17 protein-coding genes are annotated in these 13,382 nt (G+C 64.4%); 10 read left to right on the top strand and 7 right to left on the bottom strand.

Annotation, left to right across the window (positions count from 1 at the left end):
• Positions 1 to 293: 293 nt before the first annotated feature.
• From TX79_RS00805 to TX79_RS00830, 6 genes are all read left to right on the top strand, one after another.
• Complete coding sequence (locus TX79_RS00805) at positions 294 to 614, top strand: AbrB/MazE/SpoVT family DNA-binding domain-containing protein (protein WP_049925120.1); 321 nt, start codon at positions 294 to 296, stop codon at positions 612 to 614.
• A complete protein-coding gene (locus tag TX79_RS00810; RefSeq protein WP_049925121.1) occupies positions 611 to 1,096 on the top strand; it encodes a hypothetical protein in 486 nt (161 codons plus the stop codon). Before TX79_RS00805 ends, TX79_RS00810 begins: the two co-directional genes overlap by 4 nt.
• A gap of 45 nt (positions 1,097 to 1,141) precedes the next feature.
• Complete coding sequence (locus TX79_RS00815; RefSeq protein ID WP_049925123.1) at positions 1,142 to 1,693, top strand: poly(R)-hydroxyalkanoic acid synthase subunit PhaE; 552 nt, start codon at positions 1,142 to 1,144, stop codon at positions 1,691 to 1,693.
• A 3-nt stretch (positions 1,694 to 1,696) separates the two neighbouring features.
• Positions 1,697 to 3,271, top strand: coding sequence for a class III poly(R)-hydroxyalkanoic acid synthase subunit PhaC (gene phaC, locus TX79_RS00820; protein ID WP_049925126.1), 1,575 nt, complete (start codon positions 1,697 to 1,699; stop codon positions 3,269 to 3,271).
• Between the two features lie 152 nt (positions 3,272 to 3,423).
• Entirely contained in the window at positions 3,424 to 4,167 is a 744-nt protein-coding gene (locus TX79_RS00825; protein ID WP_049925127.1) for a beta-ketoacyl-ACP reductase, read from the top strand.
• Positions 4,168 to 4,275: 108 nt separating this feature from the next.
• A complete protein-coding gene (locus tag TX79_RS00830) occupies positions 4,276 to 4,665 on the top strand; it encodes a twin-arginine translocation signal domain-containing protein (RefSeq protein ID WP_049925129.1) in 390 nt (129 codons plus the stop codon).
• Between the two features lie 42 nt (positions 4,666 to 4,707).
• Here the strand turns inward: TX79_RS00830 and TX79_RS00835 are convergent, their stop codons facing one another.
• Positions 4,708 to 5,247, bottom strand: coding sequence for a macro domain-containing protein (locus TX79_RS00835; protein ID WP_049925130.1), 540 nt, complete (start codon positions 5,245 to 5,247; stop codon positions 4,708 to 4,710).
• A gap of 231 nt (positions 5,248 to 5,478) precedes the next feature.
• Here TX79_RS00835 and TX79_RS19505 point away from each other — a divergent pair, with 231 nt between their 5' ends.
• A complete protein-coding gene (locus TX79_RS19505) occupies positions 5,479 to 5,646 on the top strand; it encodes a DUF7331 family protein (protein ID WP_195892433.1) in 168 nt (55 codons plus the stop codon).
• Positions 5,647 to 5,818: 172 nt separating this feature from the next.
• Here the strand turns inward: TX79_RS19505 and cyaB are convergent, their stop codons facing one another.
• Complete coding sequence (cyaB, locus tag TX79_RS00840; RefSeq protein WP_049925131.1) at positions 5,819 to 6,370, bottom strand: class IV adenylate cyclase; 552 nt, start codon at positions 6,368 to 6,370, stop codon at positions 5,819 to 5,821.
• Between the two features lie 88 nt (positions 6,371 to 6,458).
• Here cyaB and TX79_RS00845 point away from each other — a divergent pair, with 88 nt between their 5' ends.
• The gene (locus TX79_RS00845; RefSeq protein ID WP_049925133.1) at positions 6,459 to 7,436 is read left to right on the top strand and encodes an FKBP-type peptidyl-prolyl cis-trans isomerase; all 978 of its coding nucleotides are present in this window, start codon (positions 6,459 to 6,461) and stop codon (positions 7,434 to 7,436) included.
• A gap of 118 nt (positions 7,437 to 7,554) precedes the next feature.
• On the opposite strand, the gene TX79_RS00850 is transcribed toward TX79_RS00845, so the two are convergent.
• Positions 7,555 to 7,758 (bottom strand): hypothetical protein, encoded by a 204-nt coding sequence (locus tag TX79_RS00850; protein WP_049925134.1) that lies wholly within the window; start codon positions 7,756 to 7,758, stop codon positions 7,555 to 7,557.
• Between the two features lie 137 nt (positions 7,759 to 7,895).
• Positions 7,896 to 8,960 carry a polyprenyl synthetase family protein gene (locus TX79_RS00855; RefSeq protein ID WP_049925136.1) on the bottom strand — a complete coding sequence of 355 codons (1,065 nt, stop codon included), beginning with the start codon at positions 8,958 to 8,960 and terminating at the stop codon, positions 7,896 to 7,898.
• Positions 8,961 to 9,127: 167 nt separating this feature from the next.
• Here TX79_RS00855 and TX79_RS00860 point away from each other — a divergent pair, with 167 nt between their 5' ends.
• Positions 9,128 to 10,441, top strand: a complete 1,314-nt coding sequence (locus TX79_RS00860; RefSeq protein ID WP_049925137.1) for a M28 family peptidase — start codon at positions 9,128 to 9,130, stop codon at positions 10,439 to 10,441.
• Positions 10,442 to 10,488: 47 nt separating this feature from the next.
• Positions 10,489 to 11,361, top strand: a complete 873-nt coding sequence (locus TX79_RS00865) for an NAD(+)/NADH kinase (RefSeq protein WP_049925139.1) — start codon at positions 10,489 to 10,491, stop codon at positions 11,359 to 11,361.
• Between the two features lie 77 nt (positions 11,362 to 11,438).
• On the opposite strand, the gene TX79_RS00870 is transcribed toward TX79_RS00865, so the two are convergent.
• The 3 genes from TX79_RS00870 to TX79_RS00880 form a co-directional block, all read right to left on the bottom strand.
• Positions 11,439 to 11,681, bottom strand: a complete 243-nt coding sequence (locus tag TX79_RS00870; RefSeq protein WP_049925141.1) for a hypothetical protein — start codon at positions 11,679 to 11,681, stop codon at positions 11,439 to 11,441.
• Between the two features lie 96 nt (positions 11,682 to 11,777).
• A complete protein-coding gene (gene nth, locus TX79_RS00875) occupies positions 11,778 to 12,461 on the bottom strand; it encodes an endonuclease III (RefSeq protein WP_049925143.1) in 684 nt (227 codons plus the stop codon).
• A gap of 152 nt (positions 12,462 to 12,613) precedes the next feature.
• Positions 12,614 to 12,934 carry a hypothetical protein gene (locus TX79_RS00880; RefSeq protein ID WP_154660438.1) on the bottom strand — a complete coding sequence of 107 codons (321 nt, stop codon included), beginning with the start codon at positions 12,932 to 12,934 and terminating at the stop codon, positions 12,614 to 12,616.
• Positions 12,935 to 13,382 lie beyond the last annotated feature (448 nt).

Genomic DNA, 13,382 nt, shown 5'->3' on the forward strand with positions numbered 1-13,382 from the left:
TGACCGTGGGAACGGATTCTCGGGATCACCAGGCAGTGTCGACGATCCGTAATTGGGGGACCCGCAACGCACGCGGTCGTGTTTCAAACACGAGTGACACGACTAGAGTGACGCGGGAACGGGTACGCGAGTGTGATTGCGAGCGTGCGTGCGGGCCAGACAGGTGAAGCGTCGAGACGAGAGCGGATCCGCTCGAGTTGCTGTCTCGAGCCGTCTACCTACTGCCCCATCTGATGCCATTGAGTGGTATTCAGTGGAAACGCTTATTAGCGGTCGGCTCGTTTACTCCGATGATGACGGACGACTCCGATCGATCGCTCTGGTTCCCGCCCGCGATGTTCACCGAGCAGATGCAGGAGGCGGGCGAGCAGGTCGCCGAATCCCAGCAGGAGATGATGAAACGGTTGCTGCAGTCCACGTCGTCGACGCCGTTCGACGACGTGTCGCCGTTCGGTCCGATGAACATGGGAACCGCGACGTTCAAGGCGCGGGTCCAGAGCGGCGGTCGGATCAGCATTCCCGAACCCGAACGGGACGCCCTCGACATCGAAGAGGGCGACATCGTCCAGACCATCGTCGTCCCCGTCAAACGCAACCGAGAGGATCACTCATGACCCAGAACCCAGTCACCGCCGTATTCGCCGCACAGCGCACCGCGATCGAACAGTCCCAGAACCTCACCCACGACGCCCTCGAGGCCCAGTCGGCCTCGTTCGGGGCGTTCGCCGACGCCGTCGAGACCCAGGGCGCGCTCCTCGAGTCCAACGCGGACCTGACGAAGGGTACCGCCCACGCCTACCTCGATGCGCTCGAGGCCTCGCTGCCCGAGGAGGCCGCCGACTTCGACGAACTGCGCGAGTTCGTCGACGAGAGCGTCGACTCCGCGACCGAGGCCCAGAGCCAGTCGTTCGAGGCGCTGATCGAGGCCCTCGAGGAGTCCGAAGCCGCCTACGACGAGGTCGTCGCCAACTACTCGGAGGTCGTCGACACGTCCTTCGACGCCTTCCTCGAGGCTCACGAGCAGGTCGAGGAGAACGTCGCCGCCGTCGCCGAAAACGTCGAGGAAGCCGCCGAAGAGATCGACGTTTCGGCCTAGAACGACCACGCAGCCTTTTCACGCACGGTCTCAAATTATCGCCCAATGTCAGATTCACAACAGCCCCAGCCGCAAAACTGGAACGCGTTCGTCGAACAGTGGAACGAACAGCTCCTCGAGTCCCTCGAGGACAACATGGAGGCCCAGGCGCAGTTCGTCGAGAGCTGGTCGGAGGCCGTCGGCGAAGCTACCGAGGAGAACGAGATCTCCGACGGCGTCGAGGGGTACGCCAAGGCCTACGAGACGTGGATGAACGCCTCCCAGCAGATGGTCGAGCGGATGAACGACCGGCTCGAGGGCGAGGACGTCGACGTCGAGGAGTTCCGGGACATCTGGCTGAACACGGCCAACGAAGCGTTCAAGGACGTCATGTCGACGACCGCCTTCGCGAAGATGACCGGCGAGACCGTCGGTGACGTCCTCGAGATGCAACAGCAGGCCGACGAGACGGCCCAAGAGACCCTGCGGACGCTCGGCTTCGCGACCGAAGACGACGTCGTCGAAGTCGGCGACCGCCTGGTCGAACTCGAGCGCCGCCAGCACGACGTCGAGCAAAAACTCGACCGCGTTCTCGACCATCTCGAAGACGACCAGTAAACAATGAACCCCTACACAACCGCCCTGGACTTCCAACGGCAGGCCTGGGAGGCCGCGGCCGACCTGGCGGACAAGTCCCAGGTCGCCCCGGACCGCACCGAGACCATCGAAAACATCGAGGTGGGCCAGACGCCGAGCGAGGTCGTTTACGAGGAGAACAAACTCGAGTTGCTCCACTATGAGGCACAGACCGAAGAGCAACACGACATTCCGATCCTCATCGTCTACGCGCTGATCAACAAACCGTACATTCTTGATCTCCAGCCGGATCGATCCGTCGTCCGCCAGCTGCTGGACGCCGGGTTCGACGTCTACCTGATCGACTGGGGCGAACCCTCCAAACTCGATCGATCGCTCTCGCTCGACGACTACGTCAACCGCTACATCGACAACTGCGTCGACGTCGTCCGCGAGCGCTCCGGGCAGGACGAGATCAACATTCTGGGCTACTGTATGGGCGGCACGAAATCGGCCATGTACGCCTCGTTGTACCCCGAGAAGGTCAAGAATCTCGGACTGATGGCCGCCGGACTCTGTTTCGCCGGCGAGGGTGGCGTCCTCGAGCTCTGGGGAGCGGAAGACTACTACGATCCCGAGGCCGTCACCGAGACGTTCGACAACGTCCCCGCAGAGTTCCTCGATGTCGGGTTCGCGCTGATGGATCCCGTCGCGAACAACGTGACGAAGTACGTCCGCTTCTACGACAACGTGGAGGACGAGGACTTCGTCGAGAACTTCGCCCGCATGGAGCGCTGGCTCGACGAGGGCATCGACGTCGCCGGCGAGGCCTACGAGGAGTTCATCCGCGACATCTACCAGGAGAACAAGCTCTACAACAACGAGCTCTACCTGGGTGGCGAGCACGTCGACCTCTCCAACGTCGACATGCCCGTCCTCCAGATCGTCGCCGAGTACGACCACCTCATCCCGCCGGGGGCCTCGAAGCCGTTCAACGAGGTCATCGCCTCGGACGACACCGAGATCATGGAGTTCGCGACGGGCCACATCGGGATGTCGGTCTCCTCGCGAAGCCACGCAGAACTCTGGCCGGACGTCTGCGAGTGGTTCGAGGAACGCTCGAACGGTACCGAGGTCGAGAGCGAACCCGAGACGCCCGAACCCAAGGAGACCGACGCGGCCCTCGCCGAGGACGTCGCCGGCGACGAGTCCGGCCCCGAGGACCTCACCGACGGCGGCTCCGGCCTCGAGCCGACGAGCGGAACCGACGCGCATCTGGACGCCGAAACGAGCGACCACCACGGCACCGACCGTTCCGACGAGGAAATCGTCGAACGTGCCGAAGGCAACGTACAGGATGCACCCGCGGAACCGGGCGAGATGACCGTCGACGACGACGTGGCCGAGGAAGTGACCGACGAGGAGTCGGCCATCGAGCAAGAAGAAGACGACCTGACAGCCCTCAATGGCGTCGGCCAGGCCTACGCCGAAGACCTCCACGAGGCCGGCATCGAGACGTTCGAGGAACTCGCCGCCGCCGACGCCGCGGAACTGGCCGCCGAAACCGGTATCTCCCCCAGCCGGATCGAAGACTGGATCGAACAGGCCGAAAACCGCTGAGCGATCCCTTCCGATTCTTCCCGTGGTTATCGTCTCCGGCCGTGTCGGTCGCGACAGGCGTGACGCTCACTCCTGACTGTTCCGTCACTGACAGGTGGACGTTCTGGTAGTTGACAGGTCATTATATACCGCCAGCGGTGGACAGGGGGCGTATGTCCATGGATGGACGCACCTGCGTGATCACAGGGTCGGCACGCGGCATCGGCCGAGGGATCGCCGAATACCTCGGGCGGGAGGGCGCGAACGTGGTCGTCAACTACCGGTCCTCGGAAGGATCGGCACACGAGGCCGTCGATGCCATCGAATCGGCCGGCGGGCAGGCTGTTCCAGCACAGGCGGACGTCACCGACCGCGACGAGGTCGAACACATGCGTGAGGTCTGTCACGAGGCGTTCGGCCCGGCGGACGTCCTCGTCAACAACGCCGGCATCACGGCCGATCAGCAGTTCACCGAGATGACCCGCGAGGAGTGGGACCGGGTCATGGACGTCAACCTCGGCGGCACGTTCAACTGTACCCAGGCGTTCTACGACGACATCTGGGAGGCCGAGGAGGGCCGGTTGATCAACATCTCGAGCGTCGTCGGCAAACAGGGCAACTTCGGTCAGGCGAACTACGCCGCCGCCAAAAGCGGCATGTTCGGGTTCACCCGGACCATCGCGCTCGAACTCGCCCAGGGCGGATCGACGGCTAACTGCGTCGCACCCGGCTTCACGATGACCGACATGCTCGAGAGCGTCCCGGATACGGTCTTAGAGCGGATCATCTCGGGCATCCCGCTCGAGCGACTCGGCGAGGTCGAGGACGTCGCGGCGGTCGTTCGGTTCCTGGCGAGCGAGGAATCGTCGTACGTGACCGGCGAAGTGATCGACGTCAACGGCGGGATGGACCTCTGACACGCGGGTCTCGACCGAGAACCACCCCCGGTGGTGAACCGGACGGAGCGAGCGCCGTTTCCACCTGATTCCGAAATGGTTAACTTTCTAACTTGATTTTCGAAGCACATGGAGCGACGAACTTTCATCCAATCGACGGTAGCGACGACCGCAACGGTTGCACTCGCCGGCTGTATCTTCGGCGGGGAGAAACTGTCGGCCGAACTCGAGGACGGCGAGACGGAATCGTTCGAGGCCAGCGAGGGAGACGAGTACGAGGTTACCGTCGATGCGCAGACGGACGGGGCAGTCGACGTGGAGATCCAGTACGACGCGGAGCGATCGGCCGAGGAGATGGAAGATCAGGGGGACGTGATGGGCATGATGAACGGGTTGATGCAAGGTCCAGTGCTCGAGGAAACGGTCGAGGACGAGGAAACGTTCGATATCGAGATCGAAGGCGACGGCTACTACGAGGTCTCCGTCTCCGGCGGTACCGCGGACGTCACCGTCGCCTGATCGACCGCGATAACGGGCTTCAATTCGGTCGTCGGAACGCCGTCACCGGTCGGCCTCCCGCTCGTCGGCCTGCGCCGAGACGTCAGTGCCCTCGGCCACCGACCGAATCGTGTCGTACTCGTCGTCGCTGTATGCGATGAACCGGACGTCCTCGAGTGCCTCCGGCTCGTAGCTGCTGAGTTCCTCGTCGATGATCCGGGCACCGTCCGCGAGGTCGAAGCCCGCGACGCCACAGCCGAGCGCCGGAATCACGAGGGAGCGACAGCCGAGTTCGTCCGCGCGCACGAGGCTGTTGCGGGTCGCCGACCGGATGCTCTCCTCGGTCGCCTGTCCGTCGCCGTAGTGTGGCATCGCGGCGGCGTGGATCACGTAGTCGGCGTCGAGGTCGTAGGCGTCGGTGACCGCGACCTCGCCGAGGTCGACCGGTCCCTTCTCCATGGTCGCCTCGTTGATCTCCTCGCCGGCACCTCGTCTGAGAGCGCCGGCGACCCCGGAACCCATGCGGAGGCTCGTTCCGGCGGCGTTGACCAGTGCGTCTGCGGACTGTTCCGCGATGTCACCCTGGACGACCGCGTACTCCATAGCTGAATCGACGATCCGAGAGCGTTTGAACCTACGGCTGCCGTCGCCGGGGAACTGCGCGTCGACGCTGGGCCACGGCGGGACTCGAAGCCCCGAATCCGTCCTCGCAGACTGAATTTCGAACATCCGGTACCAGTCCAGACCGGACGTTTCAACGCGTCTGGGCGTCGGCTCCCGGTTTCTTAGGCGGACCAAAACCTTTTTAGATTTAGGGTGGCCTAATCCAACGTGATGGACGTACCCGCCCGAAGGCAGGAATCGGACGCCGACGAGGAACCTCCCGAGCCGACGGCAGTCGTAACCAGCCACGAGACTCGCCCCGGAAACGTCGTCTTCACCGAACGGGGGAACTCCGACGGCTGGATCGCGACGGACCTGACCGTCGACCTCGAGCCCTGAATCGGCGCAGCCGACGCCTCGGCTCCGTCGTCGGTACGCTCGGAGCCGCCGACACCCCTGAGCAGTCCGTCCAACTCTCGTTTCGCTCTCTACGTCGACCGTCTCGACGCTCGATTCCTGTCCGTGCTGCCGTCACTCGCGTCTTATCGCTTCGCCAATCACCGACGGCCGATCACGTCGCGTCCTCGAGCAACAGTCCCAGATAGGAGGTCCGCACCTGATCGTCCGCGTCCAGTCCCAGTCGTTCGAGCACGTCGACGGCTCCCTCGCGGGCCGACTCGAGGGCGTCGCGGTCCTCGACGTCGGTCTCGACCTCGACGTACTCGCCGACGTCCGTGACCGCGTCCAGGGTGATCGTGTACTCCTCGAGCGCGTAGCGCTGGCGCTCCTTGCGGACCGTCGCGGCGGGTTCGAAGCCGAGGTTCGTCAGGACGGCGTCCAACGTCTCGCCGTCGCCGACGGTGGTTTCGAACTCCTCGCGACTCTTCGACTCCTCCTCGAGCAACGGTCCCTTGTAGGTGATGCGGGTCGTCGTCTCGTCGGCGTCGGGGGCCGACTCCCGACGGATCCGCAACGCCTCGTCCGTCTCGGGAAACGACCGGTGGGGCGCGTCGTAGTAGGTGTCGACCTGCACGACGGCCCGCGTCCGGTCCGCGCCGAGGGCCTCGAGGCGTTCCTCGACGACCTCGAGGTCGGCCGGGACCTTCAGTTCGATTTCGTACATGGGGGAGGGGACGGGAAACGATCGTAAGTATCGGTCGTTCTCGGGCGAAAACGTCGTACTTAAATGTAGACGGCCGGACGTACCACGTATGACCGAGGAACAGGAGGCCGCATCCGAGGAGCAGGCCGATGACGTCGAGGAAGAAGTAGCAGACGAAGACGCCGCCGAAGCCGAGGGGCTGCAGGAGGGCGACTTCGTCGAACTCGAGTACACCGCCTACACCGCAGACGGCGAACAGCTTGTCGACACGACCGACCCCGAGGTCGCCGAGGAGGAAGGCGTCGACGACCAGGGCCAGGAGTTCAAGCCCCGAACGATCGTGCTGGGAGAGGGCCACATCTTCGAGGCCGTCGAGGAGGCCATCGTCGGCTCCGAAGCCGGCGACTCCGGCACCGTGACGGTCCCCGCCGAGGACGCCTTCGGCGAGTACGATCCCGACAACGTCGAGACCGTCAGCGCGGAGAAGATCGACGAGGACGACCGCTACCCCGGTGCGAACGTCACCGTCGACGGCAAGCAGGGCTACATCAGCACGATCATCGGCGGCCGCGCCCGCGTCGACTTCAACCACCCGCTGGCCGGCGAGGACGTCGAGTACGAGTACGAGATCGTCGACGAGGTCGACGATCGCGAGCAGCAGGCTGCCGGCCTCTTCGAGATGATGCTCGGCTTCGAACCGGAACTCTGGATCGAAACGGACGAAGTCGAGGAGGAGGTCCCGGTCGAACCCGACGAGGACGAAGCTGACGAAGACGACGAACCCGCCGAACCCGAGTTCGAAACCGAGGTCGTCGAGAAGGAGTCGCTCTACGTCGAGGCGACGCCCCAGATGACGATGAATCAGCAGTGGATGATGGGCAAACAGCAGATCGGTCAGCAGGTCATCGACCAGGTCGGCGTCGACCGCATCGTCGTCCAGGAGGTCATCGACGGCATGGGCATGGGTGGCCTCGGCGGTATGATGGGCGGCATGGGCGGTATGGGCGGCGGCGACATCGAGGACGCTCTCGAGGACGCCGACGTCGATGCCGACGAGATCGTCGAAGAACTCGAAGGCGACGAGTAACGCCGCAGTCGCCGAACGGTCGTCACGTCACTTTTCGACGGTTCCCATCGCCGCGATAGCTACCTCTGGGTTTCGATCGCGAGAATCGACGCCCGAGGAACTGCAGCAGTCGCGGTCGTTACCGACCGAGCAGGAGTTTGAGGCCGATTGCCCAGAACCCGCCGAAGAAGACGACGGCGGCGATCCCGGCGATCGCCTGGTCGGAAAACCCCAGCGGTGAGAGGACGACGCTCAGAAGTGGCAAGAGCGCGAAGAACGCGACGAGTCCGACCACAACCGCGACAGCCACGGTGAGCTGACCGACCAGTGCTCTGAACGCCATTATCGAAAACATACAGCCACCACATCTAAAATTTCATAACACGCCGTCGGCACCGAAGTCTACTAGTCGCCTCGAGAATCGGCAGGTCTGTCCGGTACCCCGTCGCTCGATACCGTCTGGAATCGAACGGGCGTCCGTTACACGTCCCGGTCGACGACGAACTCGGTGAACTCCCGGAGTTTCCGGCGCGTCGCCGGGTCGAAATCCACGTCGTCGATCGCCGTCCGTGCCCGCTCGGCCAACTCGAGCGCGCGCTCGCGGGCGTACTCGATGCTGCCGGCCTCTTCGAGGATCGAGAGGGCCTCGAGGACTTCCTCGTCGGTGTTTTCCGTCGCGGCCAGGATCTCTCGGAGGCGCTCGGCCCGTTCTGGTGGACTCTCCTCGAGAGCGTGGATGACGAGCAGCGTCTTCTTGCCCTCGCGGACGTCGTTACCGAACTCCTTGCCGAACTCGCCGGCCCGGCCCAGGGAGTTCTCCACGTCGAGGATGTCGTCGCCGATCTGGAAGGCGACGGCGGTCAGTTCCGCGTACTCCGCGACGGCGGACTCGACCGCCGGGGGCTGGTCGGCGACGATTGCGGCCAGTCGGGCGACGATCCGGCCGAGACAGCCGGTCTTGCACGCACACATCTCGAGGTACTGGTCGGCGCTGATGTCGGGACTGCGTTCGTTGTGCCAGTGGATGTCCATCCCCTGGCCGAGGTGCGTCCGGTTGAGTTCGTACATCAGCATCTCGTAGGCCGCCAGGCGTCTCTCGGCGGGTAGGTCGGCCGGGTTCTCGGTCAGGATCTTCAGCGGCAAGAAGTACATCGCATTGCCCGCGTTCAACGCGATGTCCTGACCGTAGAGCCGGTGAATTGCGGGTTCGCCGCGGCGTTTCGCGGCCCCGTCCTCGACGTCGTCGACGATGATCGTCCCGTTGTGCAGGATCTCCGGGATGCAAGCGTACGGGAGGTACTCGGTCGGCTCCTCGCCGAACCCCTCGACGAGGACCAGGAACAACACGGCCCGCCACCGTTTCCCGCCGCGATCGAGCAACTCCCAGAGGGGATCCGCGAGCGCCCGCTGGATCGCCGTCGGATCGTACTCGTAGGTCGGATCGCCGAAGAACGACTCGAGGTAGTCGGCGTCGATCTCCCGCGGCACGATGTCGGCGATCGCGTCGTCTATTACCGGCCGCCACTCGGCGAGCGTCTCCCGCATACCCGTTTCGAGCGCCGGGGGGCTCAAAAAGGTTCAGTTCCGTCTGTTCCGGAGACGGCCGTCTCGGCCCTCACGCGCCGCGTTCTCGACAGTTCGTCGACACCAGTTACCGTTCGTGGCTGTCTCCATTCCAAAGGGGTATCCGGCTCCGGGTCAAGCCCGCGTACATGACCGACTGGATCGGTGACGTCTTCACGAGCGACGTCGGCTGGGACCACCTGGAACGGCTGGTCGATATCGGCGATCGGATGGCAGGCAGCGAGGGCGAACGCGAGGCCGCGGCGTTGACGCGGGATGCGCTCGCGGACGTCGGTGCACGTAACGTCCACCTCGAGCCCTTCGAGATCCAGGGCTGGAGCCGCGGCGACAGCGCCATCGTCGCCGACGGCGACGAACAGTCGTCGATCGCCCTGCCGCGCAGCCCATCCGAACGCGTTACCGGACCGCTGATCGACCTCGGGTACGGACTCCCCGCGGACTTCGAGGAACGTGACCTCGAGGGAGCGATCGTCATGGTTCGTAGCGACATCCCGGACTACTACGATCGGTACGTCCACCGGCGAGAGAAGTACTACCACGCCGTCGACGGCGGCGCAGTCGGCTTCGTCTACCGCAACCACGTCGAGGGCTGTCTTCCGCCGACGGGAAGCGTTGGGACTGACGACGACCCGATCGGCGAGATTCCGGCCGTCGGCGTCTCGAGCGAGGTCGGGGCGCGGCTGGCACGGCGATGGGACGGCGAGGAGATCGAACTCCGCGTCGAGGCCGACGTCCACGAGGCACGGAGTCAGAACGTCCACGCCGAACTCGGTCCCGACACGGACGAGCGCGTCCTCGTGACGAGCCACGTCGACGCCCACGACATCGCCGAGGGAGCGCTCGACAACGGCGCGGGGACGGCGATGGTCCTCGAAATCGCGAACGCGCTCGCCGACCGCGAGGACGACCTCGAAACGAAGGTCGAGTTCGTCGCCTACGGTGCCGAGGAAGTCGGTCTCACCGGCTCCTCGAGACACGCGGAGACGACGGACCACGGGACGATCCGCGCCGTCGTCAACAACGACGGGGTCGTCCGCGGGCGAACCCTCGAGTTTACGACCCACGGGTTCCCCGAACTCGAGGCCGCCGCCGAACGCGTCGCGGACCGGTACGGACATCCGGTCCGGACGGTGCCACGGCTCGGCCCGCACAGCGACCACTGGCCGTTCGTGCAGTGGGGCGTCCCCGGCTACCACGTCATGAGCACAAGCGACGAAGTCGGTCGGGGCTGGGGCCACACCTTCGCCGACACGCTGGACAAACTCGAGAAACGCGACCTGCGCGAACAGGCGATTCTGCTGACCGACCTCGTCGTCGACCTCGCGGCCGCCGACCGGTCGATCGAGCACCGCTCGAGCGAGGAGATCGTCGCGGATCTCGAGGCGCAGAACCTCGCCGAGGGGATGCGAATTACCGGCGACTGGCCGTACGACGAGGCTTAACGGGTCGAATCCGCACGCTTTTTGGCCGGAGCACGAAAGTCGAAGACATGCCCAGCGAGTGGGACCCGGAGGACGAGCCGGTCGTCGGCGTCGTCGAAGGCGGGCCAGCCGACGAGGATACCCCCACGACCGACTCGAACGCGGACGACCCGACGGAGTCGTTCGACCGGGTCCTCGCAAGCGATGCGTTCGAAGCCGCGACCGCCGACGCCGACGTCGTTCGGGGTTCCCTCGAGGAGGTGCTCGCGGCAAACCCGACGCTACTCGTTGCCCAGGGAACCGCCACTCTCTCCGCAGTTTCGCAGTTCCGTCCGTCCGTACCCGTGCTGCCAGTCGGCTCCGTCCCCGGCATCGACGCGGTTCCCCCGGATCATCTCGCCGACCACCTCGAACGGACGCTCGCCGGAGCGGCTCGGCTCCGTCACCACGACGTGTTGGCGATCGACGTCGACTGGCCGGAGGGGAGCGACACGACGGGTGCGGACAGCCTCGATCTCGAGCACGCGCTGTTCGACGTCACGCTCGTGACGGCCGAACCGGCACGCATCTCGGAGTACGCCGTCTCCAGAGACGGCGAGCAACTCGAGACGGTACGTGCGGACGGAATCGTCGTCGCGACACCCGCTGGCAGTCACGGCTACGCGGAGGCCGTCGACGCGCCGCGACTGTCGCCAGCGGTCGAGGGAGTCGCCGTCGCGCCGATCGGTCCGTTCGTCACGAAGACCCGACAGTGGGTTCTCCCGACCGACCTCGCGTGTTCGGTCGAACGCGACGAGGGGGACGTCAGGTTGGTCGTCGACGGCCGTTCGGTCGGGACCGTCTCGGTCGGTACCGAAGTCGCCATCTCGAAGGCCGGCACGCTCGCGGTACTCGCGCCGAGTACCACGAGAATCGCCGATCGCTCCGAGCGCGGTGGCTAAACTCGTTCGAAAAACGGTGCTCTCGAGGGCGTCGACCGGCCGGCCTGAGCCACCAGCGCCCGCAGGGTATCGACGCGTTAGCTGTTGTACGGCTCTTCGTCCCGGTGGTGGTCCGGGTTCGCGTTCTCGAGGGCGTCGTTCTCCCGCTCTTTCGACTGGTGTTCGATGTCCTGTCGGCGCTGTTCCTCGTCCTGGCGCTCCCGCGCTTCCTTCTCCTCCTCGGTAAGTTCGTCGTCCTCCTCGTCCTGTGACCGTTCCTTCGCGAGTTCGACGTCCCGCCCGTGCTCGTCTTTCCCGGTCTCGTCAGTATCGTTGGCCATAGTGATCCCGGCCGGGGCTACCGGGGAGCCGCGAAAAGGCGTTCGGCTTGCGACGGTCGGCCCGAGCATCCGCCGGCGTCGGGGTGCCGGCTCGGATTACCAGGGCTCGCCCGAGGCGAGGTCGATCTCGCTGTCACCCTTCTCGGACGGACAGACGTCCGCGAGGACGCAGTCGTCACAGTCCGGGTTTCGGGCCGTACAGACCGCGCGGCCGTGATCGATACAGAGGTGGGTGAACTGCTGCCAGTACCCCTCCGGGACCAGTTCCATCAGTTCCTGCTCGATCGCCTCCGGTCGTTTCTCTTCCGTGAGCCCGAGTCGACGTGAGAGACGCTGTACGTGCGTGTCGACGACGATTCCCTCGACGACGTCGTGGCCGTGCTGGAGGACGACGTTGGCCGTCTTCCGGCCGACGCCCGACAGGTCGGTCAGTTCGTCCATCGTATCCGGAACCTCGCCGTCGTGTTCCTCAACGATGGTCTCGCAGGCGCTTTTGATGTAGCCGGCCTTGTTGTTGTAGTAGGTGATCGAGTTGAGGTCCTCCGCGAGTTCCTCCTGAGGGACGTTCGCGTAATCCTCCGGGCCGTCGTACTTCTCGAAGAGGTGCTCGGTCTCCTGGTTGACCCGCTCGTCGGTACACTGGGCCGAGAGGATCACCGCGATCAGCAACTCGAGGCGGTTCGAGTACCGCAGCGAGATCGTCGAGTCGGGATACTCCGCCTCGAGTCGCTCGACGATCGTTTCGGCCTGTTCCGTTCGCGTATCACGTGGGGTCCCCATGAGGGTGAGGTAGGAGCGCCCTCGTTTGAGGGTTCGGGTTTTCGTACGCCCGCGACGCGGGCGACTCGAGGACAGCCACTGGGCTGCGTGGCGTGTGAAGTCATCCGCGAAAAGTGAGGACGCTCCGTACGTAGTCGGTCGAGATCGGCTCCCTAGTTTTCGAACCGGTCCTTGTTTAGTACGAGGATCGCCAGGCCCGCTGCGCTGAGCAGCGTAAACAGGATCGAGAGGGCCATGAACGTCGCCCCGTCGATGATGATCGTGAGGACCCGGCGGGCAACGTCGAGACCGAAGACGGCGATCCCGAGCGATCCGGCCCACGGCTCGAGCGCGAACACGCCGTAGGCGACGGCGATGAAGCCGGCTCCGACGATCAGTGCGACGACGCCCTGGATTACGGCACCCATGCCGGCGAAGCCGCCGATCAAACTGAGAATGCCGCCGATGAAGAGGGACCATAGTCCAAGTGGCAATGCAAGTACACTGACAGCTGTTAGTGCTGACGTTCTATCTTCTACCATAGTGGATGGCATATGAAGGGCATATATTATATCTACTGGCCGACTTCTTGCGATTCTTGGAACAGTGAGACTGGGTCCATAATTCATCTATATATGACAGGAGGATATGATTATGCCGAAGTGATAAATGAGATAACATATGTGGGTTGGAACGAGCATTTCTCTCCGCCGGACTCTCGGCTCGATCCGACCCACCCTCGTCGGACGAACGATCGTCACTCCACCCACCCTGGCGAGGTCGAGGGTGTTCTCCCCCGACGGGTACTGACCACATGTGAACGAACACCGGCGAGAGACCGCCGCTGAGGGAGCGATCCCGTTTCTGCTGTCGTATATCGTTCCCGAACAGATTTCATAACTATCAAATAATAGAAGAATAAAACCGTCTTATGCGCCTATC

It is taken from the genome of Halopiger goleimassiliensis, from assembly GCF_000455345.1.
Taxonomy (GTDB): Archaea; Halobacteriota; Halobacteria; order Halobacteriales; family Natrialbaceae; genus Halopiger_A; species Halopiger_A goleimassiliensis.